Below are 15,832 nucleotides of genomic sequence, written 5' to 3'. Positions count from 1 at the left end.
CCCTTCTCCGTTGACGGAGAGGGGCGAATATTAAACCTATCTCTCAGAAAAGCGGGGACGGGCAGGGGTGGGGTTAAACTCCCTGTCTCCAGACGAGATTGATTGCGTCTGGAGACGATTCTCCGATTCATCCGCATCGTCTGGATAAATGGGCGATCGCTGCCACCAATGCTAATGGTTTCACTGGCTTAGCGACGTGTGTCTGAAAGCCAGCTTTGACAGCCCGCGAGCGATCTTCTTCTCTGGCATACGCTGTCAGAGCCAAAGCTGGAATTCCCTTTTGTTGTGCATCCAGCGCCCTAACTTTGCGGATAAAAGTATAGCCGTCCTCGTTCGGCATATCGATGTCGCTCACCAGGACATCCGGACGCCAATCCGAAGCATCGTCAGTTAAGACTGCCATTGCCTCTTTTGCGGATGCAACTGCCATCACTTCGCCTCCGTAGTGTTGCAAGATAACCGTCAGCAACTCACGGGCATCGGCTTCATCGTCCACTACCAGCGCTCGCAATCCGTTGAGTCCTGGAGGACACTCTGAGAGTCCTTCGTTGTCCCTGGTCCAGAATCCCTGCTCGATATCCTTTGGCTCGATGAGGACAGCGAGGATCGGCAGCTTCACTGTAAATGTCGCGCCTTTTCCTTCTCCCGGACTTTGGGCAGAGACGGTACCTCCGTGCAGTTCTATCAAGTGGCGGGCGACGGCTAACCCCAGTCCCAGTCCGCCGTATGACCGGGTGATGGAGCTATCAGCTTGACGGAAACGATCGAACACATAGGGGAGAAAGTCGGCAGCGATTCCCTGTCCGGTGTCGCTGACTTGAATCTCAACCCAAGAGTTGCTCCGCTCCAGCCGCACCTCGACTCGCCCCCGTTTGGGTGTAAACTTCACTGCATTCGACAGTAAATTCCATACAACTTGCTGCAAGCGGTCGGGATCGCCGCAGATTAACCCTGCGGAGGAATCAAGAAAAGACTCCAATCGAATCGACTTGGCACTAGCCGCCGGTTGGATGGTCGCGATCGCAGCTTCAATGACGGAGGATAGCTCCAGCGGACGGACATAAAGGCGAAATTTCCCCTGAATAATCCGCGAAACATCCAGCAGATCCTCAATTAGCTGTGTTTGCAACCGAGCATTACGCTCAATTGTCTCCATTGCCCGCACAATAATCGCTTCGTCAAGCTTCCGAGTCCGAAGCAACTGAGTCCATCCCAGCATTGAGTTGAGGGGGGTGCGAAGCTCGTGAGAGAGGGTTGCTAAGAACTCATCCTTCAGGCGGTTGGTTTCTTCAGCTGCCATTCTCGCCTGTTGTTCGTAAACGAGCAGTTTTTCGCGCTCTTGTTCGGCTTGCTTGCGCTCGGTAATGTCTATACAAGAGCCGATATAACCGACAAAGCTCCCGCTTGGAGTCAGCCGGGGAACGCCTCGATCGAAAACCCAGCGATACTCGCCATCAAAGCGCCTCAGGCGGTATTCCATGTCAAAATTTTCGCGGGCATCAAAGGCAGTGCGGTATGTTTCTACACACTGCTGAAGATCGTCAGGATGGAGGCTTTGCGTCCAACCCATGCCGATTGATTCTTCTAAAGTCCTGCCAGTAAAGTCGAGCCAGCCTTTATTAAAATAATTACAAGTTTTGTCGCAATCGCACATCCACAACATCACGGGAGCCATATCTGCCATCAGGCGAAATCGTTGTTCGCTTTCCCGCAGCGACTCCTGCGATCGCTGGCGCTCGGTAATGTCGCGGTAAGCGATCGCGATACCCGCTACACTCTTCACATCTAGTAAATTATTGGCGATCGCTTCAAAATCTCGCCAAGAGCCATCGACTTTCTGGATGCGAAACTGTGCGGTAATTTTGCTAGTTGGAGAGTTGCTAGTTGGAGAATTCAGTGCAGCTGCTAATAGTTTCTCTCCTTGAGGGCGATCGCTCGGATGAACAATTTCAATTGCTTTTTTCGAGAGCCAATTTTCCGGGTCGTAGCCCAAAATCGATTGAATGGAGGCACTGGTGTAGCGAATCGTGCCATCAGCTGCAACAATCACAAGAATGTCAGAGGCATTCTGCGCTAAAGCCCGGAACCGCTCTTCGCTTTCCCGCAGTGCCTCTGCTCTGGCAAGCTCAATTTTCAGCCGTCGATCGAAGACAGAACCCAGCAGCGCTAGCGCTAGCACGATCGTCGTGGCAATTCCAATTTCAACTGCCAGCCAAGAATTGTCCATCATCAGGGACAACTCCATCCCGGAGGGATTGGTTGATTGATAGCTTACCGCTGCCATCCCGGTATAGTGCATCCCTGCGATCGCGCATCCCATGACAATCGCGCTGCCGATCTTTCGCAAGTTCCCGGTTAATGTCGCCGCTGTACGCAGATGAAAAGCTAACCACAAGGCGAGCCAGGAAGCACTAATGGCGATCGCCATCGAAACTGCTACCAGTCTAAGGTCATAGGTAACGGTCGCTTCTAACCGCATCCCCGCCATGCCCGTATAGTGCATAGCAGCAATGCCACAGCCCATGAAAATGCCACCTGCGAGTAATCTTCGCCAACCCATTTGTTCGCGGCTAACGATATACAAAGCTGCGCCGGAAGCGATCGCTGCGACTCCCATCGAAACCAAGACGGTGGGGAAATCGTAAGCCATTGAGATTGGCAGGCAATAGGCGAGCATTCCGATAAAATGCATCGACCAAATGCCACTTCCCATCGCGATCGCACCTCCTGCTAGCCACAGCTTCCGCCCACGTCCTTGAGCCGCCGTGACTCGTCCCGCTAAATCTAGCGCCGTGTAGGAAGCCGCGATCGCGATCGCCATCGAAAGCACAACCAGACGTAAATCGTAGGTTGCTATCATCTCTTGGGCTGCATCATTGATTCCCTTCATCTCTATACTGAACGCTGAGATTGTGGTGGCAGTCGCAATTTCTCACGATCGGATTGCCTGATTCAAGTGTTTAAATTTTATCGGAGCAGCGGTTGAAAACTGTTTAACCTTCAGGAATAGCCTGAGTATATCTTCCTATGAGTTAATCTTATGGAAATCGAGGAGAAGGAACAGAGAACGAGGTAGAATGCCCCTGCACCCCTACCCTTTTTACTTGTCCTTTTTCACCTGCCTTTTTTACTTCTGGCGTTCGCCATTTTTGCCAAACCGAGTTTCTTGTAACGTTGTGCCAATGCCTTGAATGATGCCGCGTCCAATTAAGCCAATGCCTCTGCCGATTACTTGCGTGAGGACGTAAACAACACCGCTACCTAGGAAGGCAACCGTTGAGCGCAGACGTGGCGCGATCGCATCCCTAGTTTCTAGCGCTAGCGTACAAGCTAGCTGGGCACCCCTGAGTTGCTGCAATTCATCAGTGCGGGGGGCATAAATAGAGATTTTTTTGATTCCAATACCACCCAGCGCTAGCAGAAGATATCGGCTTTCAAAAATTGCGGTTGGCTCACCCACATATCTTTCTAAACGATATTTCCACGATAGATTGTTCCGAAATCGAGCAATTTCCCGCGATGAAATTAACCGCCTATCGTAAAAAATCTGCTTAATTGCTTCCACATCTGCAAAATAATTCAGCAGGGGTTGCACAACGCTATTGGCAACTTGAATTAATAAATTCTCCAAGATAACTTCTGCTCGATCTCGCGCTTCCGGTGTCCCAAAAGAATAGGAAACATTATCAATCATCAGCGGAGTTTGAAAAAGCAAATAGTTAATGATTTCGGCAACCAGAGGAATTTTATCTAGAAAAGATTGTTGAATAATTGTTGCATCCTGTAACAAAGTATTGACAATATCCACTTCAAGGTTTCCGACTTGAATTGTGCAATATTTGCCAAAAAAATCAGTGGTAGACGCTTGCCACAAATCCCGCAGAATCAGCGAGTGCTTCAGAGCGATCGCTTCCGGCTGTAGCTGGGAAAAGCGCAGTTCCTCTAAGACATCCTCGAATTTACGCAAGATCAGATAGAGCAATTCCCGTTTCTTTTCTTCCAGCAGAATATCAATTTCCAACGGAGAGCCAGTCAGATTCTTGAGTCCGAATTGAAGTTTATTTAAAGTAGCGTCTAGCAGGGGGCTGAGGATCGAGGATTCAGAAAGTGCTGAGGACTGAGTCGCGAGTATTGAGTCTAACGAGGGATTATTTCTTCTCCTCGGTTCCGGGGTAGGGAGAGGAGTCCCACTGCGGCGATCGCGACTTCCCGATCTAGGTGGGTTGAGGAGGTCATTCGAGTTTTCCTCAGGGGGGTCAGTAAAACCCGTCCCTGCCACCTGATTTCTTGCGCCTGTCGTCGCCACAGGTAACAGCTGATTGACCAGCCAACGGGCTGTCCGCAATTCTCGTCGCCGTCCCGTTAGGATGAACCAATCTAGTGTCGAAAGATTGGGGTTTTGTACCTGGTTTGTCACCTGGGCGATCGCGGTATCGATTTGCCGTAGTCCCGACTGACGGATTTGCCAGAGCAAGGATGAACGACTTTGTATGACATCTGAGGCTTCTACAGGCGCGTCGTTTTGCGTCTGTACGAGTTCTGACCAGTAAACTTCCCCAACGGCTACCTGACGAAGCGCTGGCACCAGAACCGAGAGATCGGTGCCTTTGGGGCAATAGCCCTCGACGCCTAGGGTTCTGGCTGCTATCAGTTCCTCTGGCGTGAGTCGTTGGCTGAGAAGGAATATCGGTAATTTCGGGAATTGCGTCTTTAATTCCTGGCACAGCTGCAACCCGATCGATCCCCCCAAAGACAAGTTAGAGCGACCTAGGTTTAGTTCTAAAATCACCAGATTTGGAGCGTTGTCTGTACCAACTCCATCTGCCAGCGTCTGCAAAGCGTCTGCAACGCTATCCGCCTGGGCAACGACTTGCAGGTCGGGAAACGACGGCAAAGCGGTGCTAAGACCCAACCGAAAAATCGGGTCATCATCGATTAGCATCAACTTGAAGCGGCGAACAGTCCCAAGGGTATCCGCTACGCGATCGCTCATCAACAACCTCCTGCTTCACACCGCTTTCTCCCTGCTATAACAGATTACTCATTCCAGGGGCGATGCGAACAGAGCGCGATCGCGTGTCTTGGAAGCGAGGCTAACGCCTCGCGCAGAAAAAGTCAGTTCGCCACGCTTGTATTTTCCACAGAGCGCGATCGCTGTCATCTAACTATTTTTTTGGGAAATTTATCTTAAATCGTCCTATTTAATCTTCCCCTCTTTTTAGTTCAAGCTAAAGAAAAAGTTGTAGATTTTAGAGTGGACAAGACCCACGAAATGTGATTAGGGCGGGCATTGCTCCCCCTGCTACTACAGAAACATCATCATCTAGTTCTTGTATTGAAAATTGAGTGGCTATTTCTATAGTCAGATATTTAGCAATTAGAAGCTCTAACTATAGAATTATGCTCAGACTCGACATCTCCTATAAGCTAACGAAGACATACAAAAGCTGGAAATCATTCAAAGCAAGAAGCTTCGGATGAATCACAAATAGGAGGCTTTCTAAGCCACAAACGGTGCATTTATGAGCATCTTGTGTTTTTGAAAGAGGAACTGACGCTGATGACAGCAAAATTTTTTAAGTCAACCATCAAATCCCTGAGCATTCTTTCTGCGGTTGCCTCGCTCCCGCTACTCTTGAACGGGATGAGTGCAAACGCTGCCGGGATTAGTGCTTCTCAGATTACCCCTGAGATAAATGAAGTGCCCATCGATATGCACGGTGGGAGCTATGAACAGCCAACAAGACAAGCGCAGCTGATTCCCGATCCAACGGGGCGTAATGAAGGACCAACTGTGCCCGCCGAAAACACAGCGCCTGCAAAATTTAATCCCCTTGCCCGCTATTCTCCCTCACCCGCGCCGATGCTAAAAAGCGGTAGTCAGGGAGCAGTAGTGACAGAAGTTCAGACAGTATTAAAAGATCGAGGACTCTATAAAGGCGGAATTGATGGCGTATATGGGTCGCAAACGCGCTCAGCCGTCATCGCCTTCCAGCAGTCGAGAAACTTAAGCCCGGATGGGATCGTTGGTCCTCGGACTTGGGAAGCGATGATTGCAGCTTAAAGCAGATACACAACGATGGGCACTCTCCAGCAGGAGCGTGCCAATAAAAGAGAAAATGCTGAAAAAGTCAGCAGCGAAACAAACAAAGGCTGCATACGCAGCCTTTGTTTGTTTCGCCCCAGGATGAGAGGCTGGGGGAATTATCCAAGCCTTGGGAAACTTTACTGTCCCTTCTCGGTGAGGGAGATCGACAGCGTCAATAATTCCCCTCCGGCTCACTATTCGTTTGAGATTCAGAGGAACTGTCTTCGATAGACTGCTGAAGTTCAGCTGCCTTTTGTCTTTCTATTAAAATGGCTTCTCGTTCAGATGCCCAACGAGCGATCGCTCCTTGCGCTTCTCGATACAGTGCCCGACCGTAGCGAATCCTAGAAGCCTTATTAATTGCCGCAGTGAGCCGCCCATCAGCCGCTAAAGCGTTCGCCTCGTTAAGAATCGGCGTATCTTCAGCGATTTGAATTTGCGTTACCCAATCGCTCAGCGATGCCTGTGCCTCAGAGTACAAAGCGCGTCCAGGAGCGATTTTGGAGGCAGCTGCAACCGCCGCCTGGAGATTTCCCTGCTGAGCCAAACCTTTCGCTAAATCTAGGATCGGTCGGTCTTCCATCGTTTGGATAGCTTTAGTCCATTGGGCGATATAGGTTTGCGCCTCTATCCGCAAAGGCTGACCCAGCTTAATCCGGCTTCCCTCCTCAACCGCCGCCCTCAAACTTTCTAGAGTTCCCGGTGTTGCCAGCTGTTTGGATCGGGCAAGGGCGATTCGGTCTTGAATTTGTTGAATTTGCTTTCGCCAGTGGGCAATTTGAGTTTGGGCTTCGATGCGTCCGGGTCGTTTGGGCGCGATCGCTTGGGCTTGGCTAATCGCAAATTCAAATGCCAACGGTTGATCGAAGCTGGCTATTGTTTCGGCAAATTGCATTTGCAGCCGATCTTGTAAATTAGATTGCCAAAGCGCCTCGGTCACTCGTGCTTGCTGGCGAAGCGGACTTTTTGGGGAAATCTGACGCAGCGCCGCTTGCGCCTCTAGGAAGCTGAGGATTTTATTTTCCTGAGCAACTGCATAAGAACGACTCAGTTGAATCCAATCTTGAGCTTCCTTATAAACTGAAGTCTTCGGAGGAATCAGCTGGGCGGCGGTAATAGCACGGTCAAACTCTTCCTTCTCGAAATGCTCGGCAGTTATTTTTAGCAACTCCTGGCTCCAGAGATTGATTTCGGCTTTTGCCTTTGATTTGACATAGGTGTTGGGGTTCACCTTTCCTGCCAGGGCGATCGCTGGCGCGTATCCCTCAGGTGTCTTGGCTTCGGCAAATGTCTGCGCCTCTTCTAACTGTTGCCAAGCTTTTTTTTCCTGAGTCATCCGATCGATCAGTTTATCCAGTTGTTTTTGATCCCAGTAGCGGTTATCGAGACGAGACAAAGCCTGTATTTGCAATGAAGCTTCAAACCACTTTTGTTCTTTTAAAGTTGCTAAGAATTTTTTGGTAATCTCCTCACCCTGCCGCCAATCCCCTTGCCATTGTTTCATTGCTGCTTGCACCTCTGGATACAGGGGGCTAGAGGAGGGAATTTGGCGGGCAATGGCGATCGCTCCCTTTAAATCTCCTTGGTCAATTTTCTGACGGGCGATCGCCAAGAGCGATCGCGACCAGTCTTCCATCAGCCGAGTCGCTTCTGGATACACCGGGTTATCGGGGGACAAGCTCTTGACGAACTTCATTGCCTCCACCAGCTGCTCTAACTTGCCCGACTGAGCCGCCTGCTGGGCGCAAGTCAACCGATCCATTTCCGGAGCTAAAGGCGACATATTTTTACAGTTAACTTGGGGAGGAATCGTTGCCAGCAAGAAGAAAGCCGCGAGTGCCGTCCCACCCAACCCGAAGATGATACTCAGCCACAACAGCCACCACTGCCAAATCTTATTTCGCCGTCTCAGCGGTGTCAGAGGCGGCTGCTTAGCTGAGGCAGGGGCTTCAGTTTGCTCCGCATCCTCGTCCCGGAGCTTGGTGGCAGATGCGCTGGCATTCGAGACGACTCTAATTACCAGTTTGCGTCCCTGCCGTTGCCGCAATCGGTTTGCCGTGCGTACTTGAAATTCATGTAATTGTCTTTTCACTACCATCTCACTACCACTACCCTTGAGTCCTCGTTTTGCTGCTCCTGCTTGATGACATCGATCCGGAGCCGAATCGCCGTCAGCGTAAAGGGTCTAAAACTGATAATAAAAGCTTTAAGTTTGTAGGGGTAAAGCTTTTGTGAGTGAATTTAGAGATCGAGCTGATTTTTTGCACCCGTGCTTCGCTCTTACATAAGTTATCCTGAAATTCAACTCAATTAGGGATGATGAAAAACAGCTTCTACCCCATTCATCACGATTGGTCGGCACACCAGCCGCCTACACTCCCGATAACATGACTAATAAGTGGCATATTGAGTTATTTCCTAGAATTGAGGTGGGATGAGCCTTAGCATTCGGCATTGGCTGGCGGAACGCAACATTGAACTGGCAACCTTGAGGCACCCAGGCACTCAGATTGCCGGGATTGCCTTTCGCATTGTCCGGGATATGGAACTCAAGAGCCTGACACCTTTTGATATTAGTGTCTTAGCGGAAGTCTTAGAACTACCTTTGAGAGCAGCTTGGGAAGTGGCAGGCGTAGCTTCCCAACTTTGTGTGGGGTTGCTGCGTATCCTGAGTCAAAAAAAGCCCCTGAAGCGCAACGAAGGAACCTGGCTAACTTTCCAAATTGCTTACCTGAACGCCTTACAAGGAATTTTAGAACAAGAATCTCAACTGAGAAGACCGTGGTTATCTCGTGCAGGCGTCCCAGGCGAGTCAGAAGACTTGTACGGGCAGGTCTGGGATGCGCCCCTTTCCGATCCCCAGTTGCAAGCCTTACTGAAAACTTTGCGTCCCGGACGCCTCACCGATAGTCAGGCAGAACAAGCGCTGAGTATGGTGGGCGACTCCTTTCTCGTGCAGCAGATGAACAGTACCGGCATTGCCTGGTTGATCGCCAATGGTGCCGAGGAAACAGAAGCCAAGCTAATCGCCCAACGCCTGGTTCACGGACTCCCAGGATATTTACTTGCCGCGATCGCTGAAAATGCCCTGCCGCTGGCACAACTACAGAAATTTGTCCAGCTAGGGAATTTATCAACTTGGCAGGATACTCCAGGCGCGGGAAACCCGGAGCGGAAGCGTTCTGGGTTCTCCACCACTTTGAATTTTGAGGCAAATCAAAACTCAGACCCAAACACGCCACAATTTTCGTTGAACCTCGAACGAGAACGCTATCGAGCCAGCCTTCTACAATCTTTGAGCGAACCGTTACTGGCAGAACCTTTTGCCCTAAAGGATTTATACGTCCCCTTGAAGGGAGTGCTGCTCGAAGAAAGCTCCACCCGGTTAGAGACGAAAAATCCCAAGTCAGATCCGACCACGACACCGCTTGCCGCTAACGCCGTACCTGCGAAACCCGTGGATTTAATGGAGTGGGTCACGGCTCAACTCAATGATACGACCAGCATTGCTGCGATCGAGAGTCTTCCGGGCACGGGCAAGACGAGTTTTTGCCAGATATTGGCATCAACCGTTGCTCAGGAGCTTTACCCTAGATGGATGCCAGCGTTTATCCGACTCAAGGACGCTACCTTGGGGCAAACTTTGGAGCAAACCCTGAACTCTGCCTTCCCTTGGGGCAGATTTACAGATGCAGATGGTTGGCTTTCACCGATGCATCCTCCTTGCTTGTTGATTCTGGATGGCTTGGATGAATTGCCCCGCTCAAGCCACGCAGGGCGTCATTACCATGCCTTCCTGAACCAGCTGATGCAGTTTCAAGGGGAAGCAATGGCGTCTTTTGAGGGCACGCCCCGCCACAAGATTATTCTGACCAGCCGGACAACTGGAAGAGAAGGAGAATATTTCGATCTTGCCTCTACTCTGATCCCTTTGCCCCACGATTTGCGGCGGCGGATTGCAATTCAGCCAATGGAACACGAGGAGTTCCGGGAGTGGTTCAAGCAGTGGTCGAAACTGCAATCGAAAGCGATCGCTCAAGGATATTTCGCCTTTGTCAAAGAAAGAGGTGGCTTTTCGACTCGTCCCGTCGGCACCCCAGGCGCTGCTAACGTACTCGCTGCCCTCGTCCGCAAGCCTTTGATGCTTTATCTACTGGGCATCTTGCATCGAGATGGACTGCTCAACGACACGATTTTTCACCTGACATTACCCCAAGCGAAGTTTGAAATTTACGACCGGATTTGCCGCTGGCTCTTGGCATACCCCGAAGCTGGCAGCGGTTCCATGCCTTTTGTGATTCGGGAAGGTCTGGCTCATGCTTACCGCAGCAATGATGCGATCGCTCATCTCCTGCAAAACCGACGCCCCCAAGACCTACGCCACCAGATGCAAGTGGCGGCACTGACCATTCTGCAAACAGGTCGCCATCAAGCCCCCCAATCCGCTGTAGAGGCGACCTTTACCAGAATGGTGACGGAGTCACAGAAACCGATAAACCCCCGCTTACAGCCGTCAGATGACACCCTGCCAGCCTTTTTCTTCCACACTCATCACTCAGCGATCGAGTTTTCTCACCGCAACCTGGGAGAATATCTCTGCGCTGAAGAAATTGCCGCTCAGATGCAAGCCCTCACCTTACCAGTCCAAGATACCTACGGTGAATTCACCTTTGCGATCCACTCGCCGATCAATGTAGCCCAGTATCTTTATCAATTACTGGGTTATGGCGTATTGTCAGTTGAAATCGAAGACATGGTAATTGAGCGACTGCGGCGGATTTTTGAGCGCAACCCGGCTCAGTTTAGCTTCAATGTTTTGTTTGAACGCCTCTATCGGTTTTACCGCACCTACTGTCGAGGTCGCTGGCTAGATGAAGGAATCGCCCACCAGTGTCATACCCAGTTGCAGGCGTTGCACAACCCCTTAAAAATCTTGCAAATCGATGCCGCCGTTGGGCTGAATGTCTTCTTGTTGCTCAGCGCGATCGCAAAGCAGATGCGCGAAGCACATCTCGGTCATCGGGCAACGCAGATTTCTTTCTGGCCTTGCGGCAACCCCGACCTGCCATCTGAATTTGACGCCGAAGCACTGCTGACTTTAATCGGTCGCACTGTTGTCCTATCTCCCACCGCCTTTTGGCAGAGGGCGCGGCACAGCCTCAGTCAATTACAGCTACGCTCTGCCTGTTTGAATCATGCTCTGTTAGCAGAGGCTAACCTCTGGCAAACCAATCTGTTAGCGGCTGAGTTAGCAGGAGCCAATTTAGCAGGTGCCAACCTCCAGCAAGCCAATTTGTCCTGGGCGAATCTCTCCGGTGCTGACTTATCAGGAGCCAATCTTGCTGGAGCAAGGCTTGAAGGGGCAAACTTGACAGGCGCTAACCTGCAAAGAACCAATCTTACGTTAGCGAACATCACTCATGCTTGTCTGTTTCAAGCCCAGTTAGATGATCAGAACCACTACTTTGCCCGGAAAAATGGTGCCCTATTTTCCTTGGAAGAGTTCCAGGCATACATTCAAAGATTACCCCGTCTCAAACAGGCTGGAAGCGCTCAGGACAAAGGCAGTGCAGATTCTGAACCTACAGTGTTTCTGATAGAAAGTGCCGAAGGAGAACCGATGTTGCCGGAAGAACCTATGGAGGATGAAGACGATGAAACGGTGATTGCAGAAACTTCTTCTACCCTAGGGGAACCCTTAGCATTCCAAGAAGCTCCGAAGGTAGATTCCCAATACGATGATGAGACGGCGCTAGTAGAAAACCCTCAACGAAGCAACTAGCTGTTGAGGGTGTTAAAAACTCTAGAACCGTATGAAGTATTCGTTAGGTTTCGCTAACGCCCAATCCCACTTACTAGTGCTAGTGGGTCTATTTGTAAATGTTAGGTAAAGGAAATTTGGAGCAGCGATTTAATCTCCAGTTTTCCCACCCTCAGTTAGCCCACTTAATCAAACTAGACAGCCTGCTACAAGCGTTTTTCACTAAACTTTAATCAGCCTGTAGTTACGCAAAATTTTCCGTCCCTACAAACGGTTTAAAAAATTATTGATATAGCAGCAATCGGTGTTAAAAAGTGGATTCTACCGTCTACTGATTACCCGTTCTCCGCTTGAGACCCAGATTCCGGTAATTTGTACCCGTAGAAGTTAATGCAATATTCACTAATCCGAACCCCTGTTTGTTGTTCAATTTCTTTAAGCAGGGTTTCAGGCAGTTCTACATAAACATCTAAAATCTGATTGGTATCCAGACAGTTTACGTGGCTGTGAGCGTCGCTGATATTGCCGTACAAACGGCCATCCGCACGCTCAATACACTCAATAATGCCTTGAACCGATAGCGCTTCTAAATTTTGATACACGGATGTATGACCGATGTCCTTACCTTGGTGGTTCAAGCGGTCATAAATTTCTCGCGCCGACAGGTGTTCTTTCGCTTGCCACAGCAATTCCAGAATGAAGCGGCGTTGACGGCTCACGCGCATACCCAGCGCTTGACAACGATTTAAGGCATCCTCTAACGAGCGAATAGGTTTAACCGCTGCCGCTTCTTTTTGCATACTTTAGACTTTGACACGCTTGCCTGCTAATCCAAACTCATTTCCACTTTAACCTAGCTATTCTCGGAATGTCCACCGTCCCAATATTCTAGGACAGCACTATCGAGTGCACCCGGTTAATTGATTCTATTGTTGCAGTAAATTTTCTTCTAGAAGGCGGGCGATCATGGCGGTTCTAGAAGTGACACCTAACTTGCCAAAAATCCGGCGTAAATAGGTAGCAACTGTCCAATGAGTGATGCCTAATTGATTTCCAATGCACTTGTTGGGAAGACCCTGTGCGACCAATCGGGCAATCCGCTGTTCTTGGGGGCTGAGGCTAATCCCGCGTTCTGACTTGGGGCGACAACGCACCAGATAATAGTGGGTTCCGTCAACATCAGATTCAAAGATTACTTCATCCACCGTCTGCTCAGATTTTTGAATCCCTTTGGATGGACTAACAGAATCAACTTGTTCTACAAGGTGCTTGAGCATTTCTTGGGGGATCATTGCCTCTCCTTGTTCTTTGGTTTTCATTTAACGATCAAAACTCGTAATTTCACGCAAAGTATCAGGAGTAGATGCCCGATCTTTATCAAATCTTCACAAAGCCTTGTGGAAAATACTTACTTCCTGACATAGTGTTGCTACAGGAAAATTGAGATGGATTTCGGAGATGGATGAATCCCCCAGATTTTTTGCTGAATGCATCGTATCCGCTCTATGCTGAAAAACCTGGAAGCGAAGCCTCAAGTTGCCTGTATTGTAAAGATTGCAAACCTGTACGCCGTATGGTTGCTGAAAGAATATAAGACTAAAGTGCGATTAAGTGAGATTAAGTGCGATCGCGCTGAGAGAATATCGCCAAACAAAATGTCTGTTAACGCAGTTATAACAGCGGGGATAACAAAAAGCTAACGACATCTTACAGCTAAAGCTCCTTTCTACCCTGGTCAGAAAGGGAAATGACGGTGGAAAAGCTATCAAGGGACATCAGGCGAATTGCCGCTAGCCCGACACAAAGCGTGGGACAACTAATTTAGAGCTGGGACTGACGTGACGGAGCAAGGCTGCAACAATGTAGAGAGAAGCCAGCGCTAGCCAGCGCTATTGTCGGCATTCAAAGTGTGTCACCTTAACAATGGTTCAATGACGACAGCAATCGCGCTCAATTCTGACTTAATTCAAACTCTGGATCTGTCGCCGGTGCAGTCGGCGATCGAAAAGTTGCTCCAAGAGGGAGCGATCGCATCCTCGGAACAGCAACTGCGTTTTGAGATTGACTATCCCCGCGAACCGGAAGATCCACGAGAACTCTCCGAAATCCCAGAAGTCCGTCTATGGTTTATTCGCTTAGATGCCCAATATCCCTGGATGCCCTTTCTGCTGGATTGGAAATCCGGTGAACTCGCCCGCTACACTGCTATGCTCGTGCCACACCAGTTCAATCGGACAGAAGGGATTGAGTACAATCCCGAAGCCCTAGAGATTTTTGTGATGCAAAAAATCTTTGTCTTGACACAATGGATGAAGCAGATGGGAATCCCCAGCACCTCTCGTGTAAAGTCAATGGCTAAAATGCTGGGCTATGAGCTGGATGATGCCTTCTTTGAGTTAATCGGCTGATATAGCCGTCCTAAATGCTTTGTAAAGGCGAGATACCCGACTTCTCCAAAAAGTCGGGTATCTAAACCACTGGTATCTCACAACTAACATGGGATTACTATTGCTATAGATACATAGATAGCAGATCAGCCTAGCTCCTAACTCCTCAGCCGTCTTTCACTCACTCCTCAGCCCTCAGTCCTAAACTCCTAACTCCTCAGCCGTCTTTCACTCACTCCTCAGCCCTCAGTCCTCAGTCCTAACTCCTAACTCCTAACTCCTAACTCCTCAGCCCTCAGTCCTCAGTCCTAACTCCTTTTTAAAGATAGCCTTCCAGCGTTTCAGGTTAAAATCAATTGCGGAAGACTCTAAAACATTGGGAGAGGTTCCGTTGCCTACACTTGGCGTCAATATCGATCACATTGCCACCATTCGGCAGGCACGACGGACAGTAGAACCAGATCCGGTGGCAGCAGCGGTGCTGGCAGAACTTGCCGGTGCCGATGGGATCACGGTGCATCTGCGGGAAGACCGGCGGCATATTCAAGACCGGGATGTGCGATTACTGCGGCAGACAGTGCGGACTCATTTAAATTTGGAGATGGCACCCACCGAAGAAATGGTCGCGATCGCTCTCGACATCAGACCCGATTACGTCACTCTCGTGCCCGAAAAACGCGAAGAAGTGACGACAGAAGGCGGATTGGATGTTTCCAGTCAAATCGACCGAATTGGGGAAATGGTGACAAAGTTGCAAGACGCCGGAATCCCCGTCAGCTTGTTCATCGACGCCGATCCCGGTCAGATTATGGCAGCTGCGATTATTAAGGCGAAGTTCATTGAACTGCACACGGGTTGCTATGCCGAAGCAGCAGATGAAACCAGTCGAGAGAAGGAATTAGCCGTGTTAGCCAAAGGATGCGAGCAAGCGCGTGCTGCTGGCATCCGGATCAACGCCGGTCACGGTCTTACCTACTGGAACGTTTACCCTGTTGCTTGCCTTGAAGGGATGGAAGAACTCAATATTGGTCATACCATTATTAGTCGGGCAGCTCTTGTCGGAATAGAACGAGCCGTTCGAGAGATGAAACAAGCAATGTTCGGTCATTGGTAACAACTGAAGTGTCATGAGTCATGAGTCCTTAGTCACTCGCTAATGACTCATCATCGATTGCTAACAACCCATTACCCATTAACAACCTATTAAGATGCAAAATTACTACTACGTTCTGGCTAGCCAACGCTTTTTACTTGAAGAAGAACCCTTGGATGAAGTCCTCAAAGAGCGTACCCGTAACTACCACGAACAAGAAAAAGAAATTGATTTTTGGCTAGTCAAGCAACCGGCATTTTTAGAGGCACCGGAAATGGCAGCAATTAAGTCTCAGTGCCCTCAACCTTCTGTGGCAGTCATTTCTACGAATTCCCAATTTATTACCTGGTTAAAGCTGCGGTTAGAGTTTGTGCTGAGCGGGGAATTTCAGGCACCTTCCCAAAGTATCCCTAATCCAGTTGCTTCCCTCGCATCCGTTTCCTGAGAAGGCAAAAGTAAACAGTTAAAAATTAAGAAGAAAAGCAAAAAGGAAAAACTGAAAA

At 49.6% G+C, this 15,832-nt stretch carries 10 protein-coding genes; 5 read left to right on the top strand and 5 right to left on the bottom strand.

Going from position 1 to position 15,832, the window contains the following annotated elements; all coding sequences use genetic code 11:
* Positions 1-127 precede the first annotated feature (127 nt).
* Positions 128-2,890 carry an MHYT domain-containing protein gene (locus tag NDA03_RS07365; protein WP_348237707.1) on the bottom strand — a complete coding sequence of 921 codons (2,763 nt, stop codon included), beginning with the start codon at positions 2,888-2,890 and terminating at the stop codon, positions 128-130.
* Positions 2,891-3,127: 237 nt separating this feature from the next.
* On the bottom strand, positions 3,128-4,993 hold the full coding sequence (locus tag NDA03_RS07360) for a DUF3685 domain-containing protein (RefSeq protein WP_348237706.1): 1,866 nt from the start codon (positions 4,991-4,993) through the stop codon (positions 3,128-3,130).
* Positions 4,994-5,560: 567 nt separating this feature from the next.
* Between NDA03_RS07360 and NDA03_RS07355 the strand changes: the two genes are divergently transcribed.
* Positions 5,561-6,064, top strand: a complete 504-nt coding sequence (locus NDA03_RS07355) for a peptidoglycan-binding domain-containing protein (RefSeq protein WP_348237705.1) — start codon at positions 5,561-5,563, stop codon at positions 6,062-6,064.
* A 196-nt stretch (positions 6,065-6,260) separates the two neighbouring features.
* On the opposite strand, the gene NDA03_RS07350 is transcribed toward NDA03_RS07355, so the two are convergent.
* Entirely contained in the window at positions 6,261-8,180 is a 1,920-nt protein-coding gene (locus NDA03_RS07350) for a hypothetical protein (RefSeq protein ID WP_348237704.1), read from the bottom strand.
* Between the two features lie 342 nt (positions 8,181-8,522).
* On the opposite strand from NDA03_RS07350, the gene NDA03_RS07345 reads away from it, so the two are divergent.
* Positions 8,523-11,870, top strand: a complete 3,348-nt coding sequence (locus tag NDA03_RS07345; protein ID WP_348237703.1) for a pentapeptide repeat-containing protein — start codon at positions 8,523-8,525, stop codon at positions 11,868-11,870.
* 314 nt (positions 11,871-12,184) lie between these two features.
* Here NDA03_RS07345 and NDA03_RS07340 read toward each other — a convergent pair whose 3' ends face one another.
* On the bottom strand, positions 12,185-12,649 hold the full coding sequence (locus tag NDA03_RS07340; protein ID WP_190411365.1) for a Fur family transcriptional regulator: 465 nt from the start codon (positions 12,647-12,649) through the stop codon (positions 12,185-12,187).
* A 126-nt stretch (positions 12,650-12,775) separates the two neighbouring features.
* Positions 12,776-13,168, bottom strand: a complete 393-nt coding sequence (locus NDA03_RS07335; RefSeq protein WP_242028996.1) for a helix-turn-helix transcriptional regulator — start codon at positions 13,166-13,168, stop codon at positions 12,776-12,778.
* 612 nt (positions 13,169-13,780) lie between these two features.
* Here NDA03_RS07335 and NDA03_RS07330 point away from each other — a divergent pair.
* The 3 genes from NDA03_RS07330 to NDA03_RS07320 all read left to right on the top strand — a co-directional run bounded on the left by NDA03_RS07330 (position 13,781) and on the right by NDA03_RS07320 (position 15,774).
* Entirely contained in the window at positions 13,781-14,257 is a 477-nt protein-coding gene (locus NDA03_RS07330) for a CRR6 family NdhI maturation factor (RefSeq protein WP_190411366.1), read from the top strand.
* Positions 14,258-14,627: 370 nt separating this feature from the next.
* Positions 14,628-15,350: a pyridoxine 5'-phosphate synthase gene (locus NDA03_RS07325; RefSeq protein WP_190411367.1), complete on the top strand. Its 723-nt coding sequence runs from the start codon at positions 14,628-14,630 to the stop codon at positions 15,348-15,350.
* 94 nt (positions 15,351-15,444) lie between these two features.
* Positions 15,445-15,774, top strand: coding sequence for an MgPME-cyclase complex family protein (locus NDA03_RS07320; protein ID WP_190411368.1), 330 nt, complete (start codon positions 15,445-15,447; stop codon positions 15,772-15,774).
* Positions 15,775-15,832: the final 58 nt, after the last annotated feature.

Source organism: Trichocoleus sp. Lan (assembly GCF_039961855.1).
GTDB lineage: Bacteria > Cyanobacteriota > Cyanobacteriia > Cyanobacteriales > FACHB-T130 > FACHB-T130.
This window is presented reverse-complemented; position numbering and strand designations above follow the sequence as displayed.

Bases quoted from the DNA above. Each gene is read 5' to 3' on its own strand.
- NDA03_RS07365 (WP_348237707.1), bottom strand. From the start codon at position 2,890: ATGAAGGGAATCAATGATGCAGCCCAAGAGATGATAGCAACCTACGAT.
- NDA03_RS07360 (WP_348237706.1), bottom strand. From the start codon at position 4,993: ATGAGCGATCGCGTAGCGGATACCCTTGGGACTGTTCGCCGCTTCAAG.
- NDA03_RS07355 (WP_348237705.1), top strand. From the start codon at position 5,561: ATGACAGCAAAATTTTTTAAGTCAACCATCAAATCCCTGAGCATTCTT.
- NDA03_RS07345 (WP_348237703.1), top strand. From the start codon at position 8,523: ATGAGCCTTAGCATTCGGCATTGGCTGGCGGAACGCAACATTGAACTG.
- NDA03_RS07340 (WP_190411365.1), bottom strand. From the start codon at position 12,649: ATGCAAAAAGAAGCGGCAGCGGTTAAACCTATTCGCTCGTTAGAGGAT.
- NDA03_RS07335 (WP_242028996.1), bottom strand. From the start codon at position 13,168: ATGAAAACCAAAGAACAAGGAGAGGCAATGATCCCCCAAGAAATGCTC.
- NDA03_RS07330 (WP_190411366.1), top strand. From the start codon at position 13,781: ATGACGACAGCAATCGCGCTCAATTCTGACTTAATTCAAACTCTGGAT.
- NDA03_RS07320 (WP_190411368.1), top strand. From the start codon at position 15,445: ATGCAAAATTACTACTACGTTCTGGCTAGCCAACGCTTTTTACTTGAA.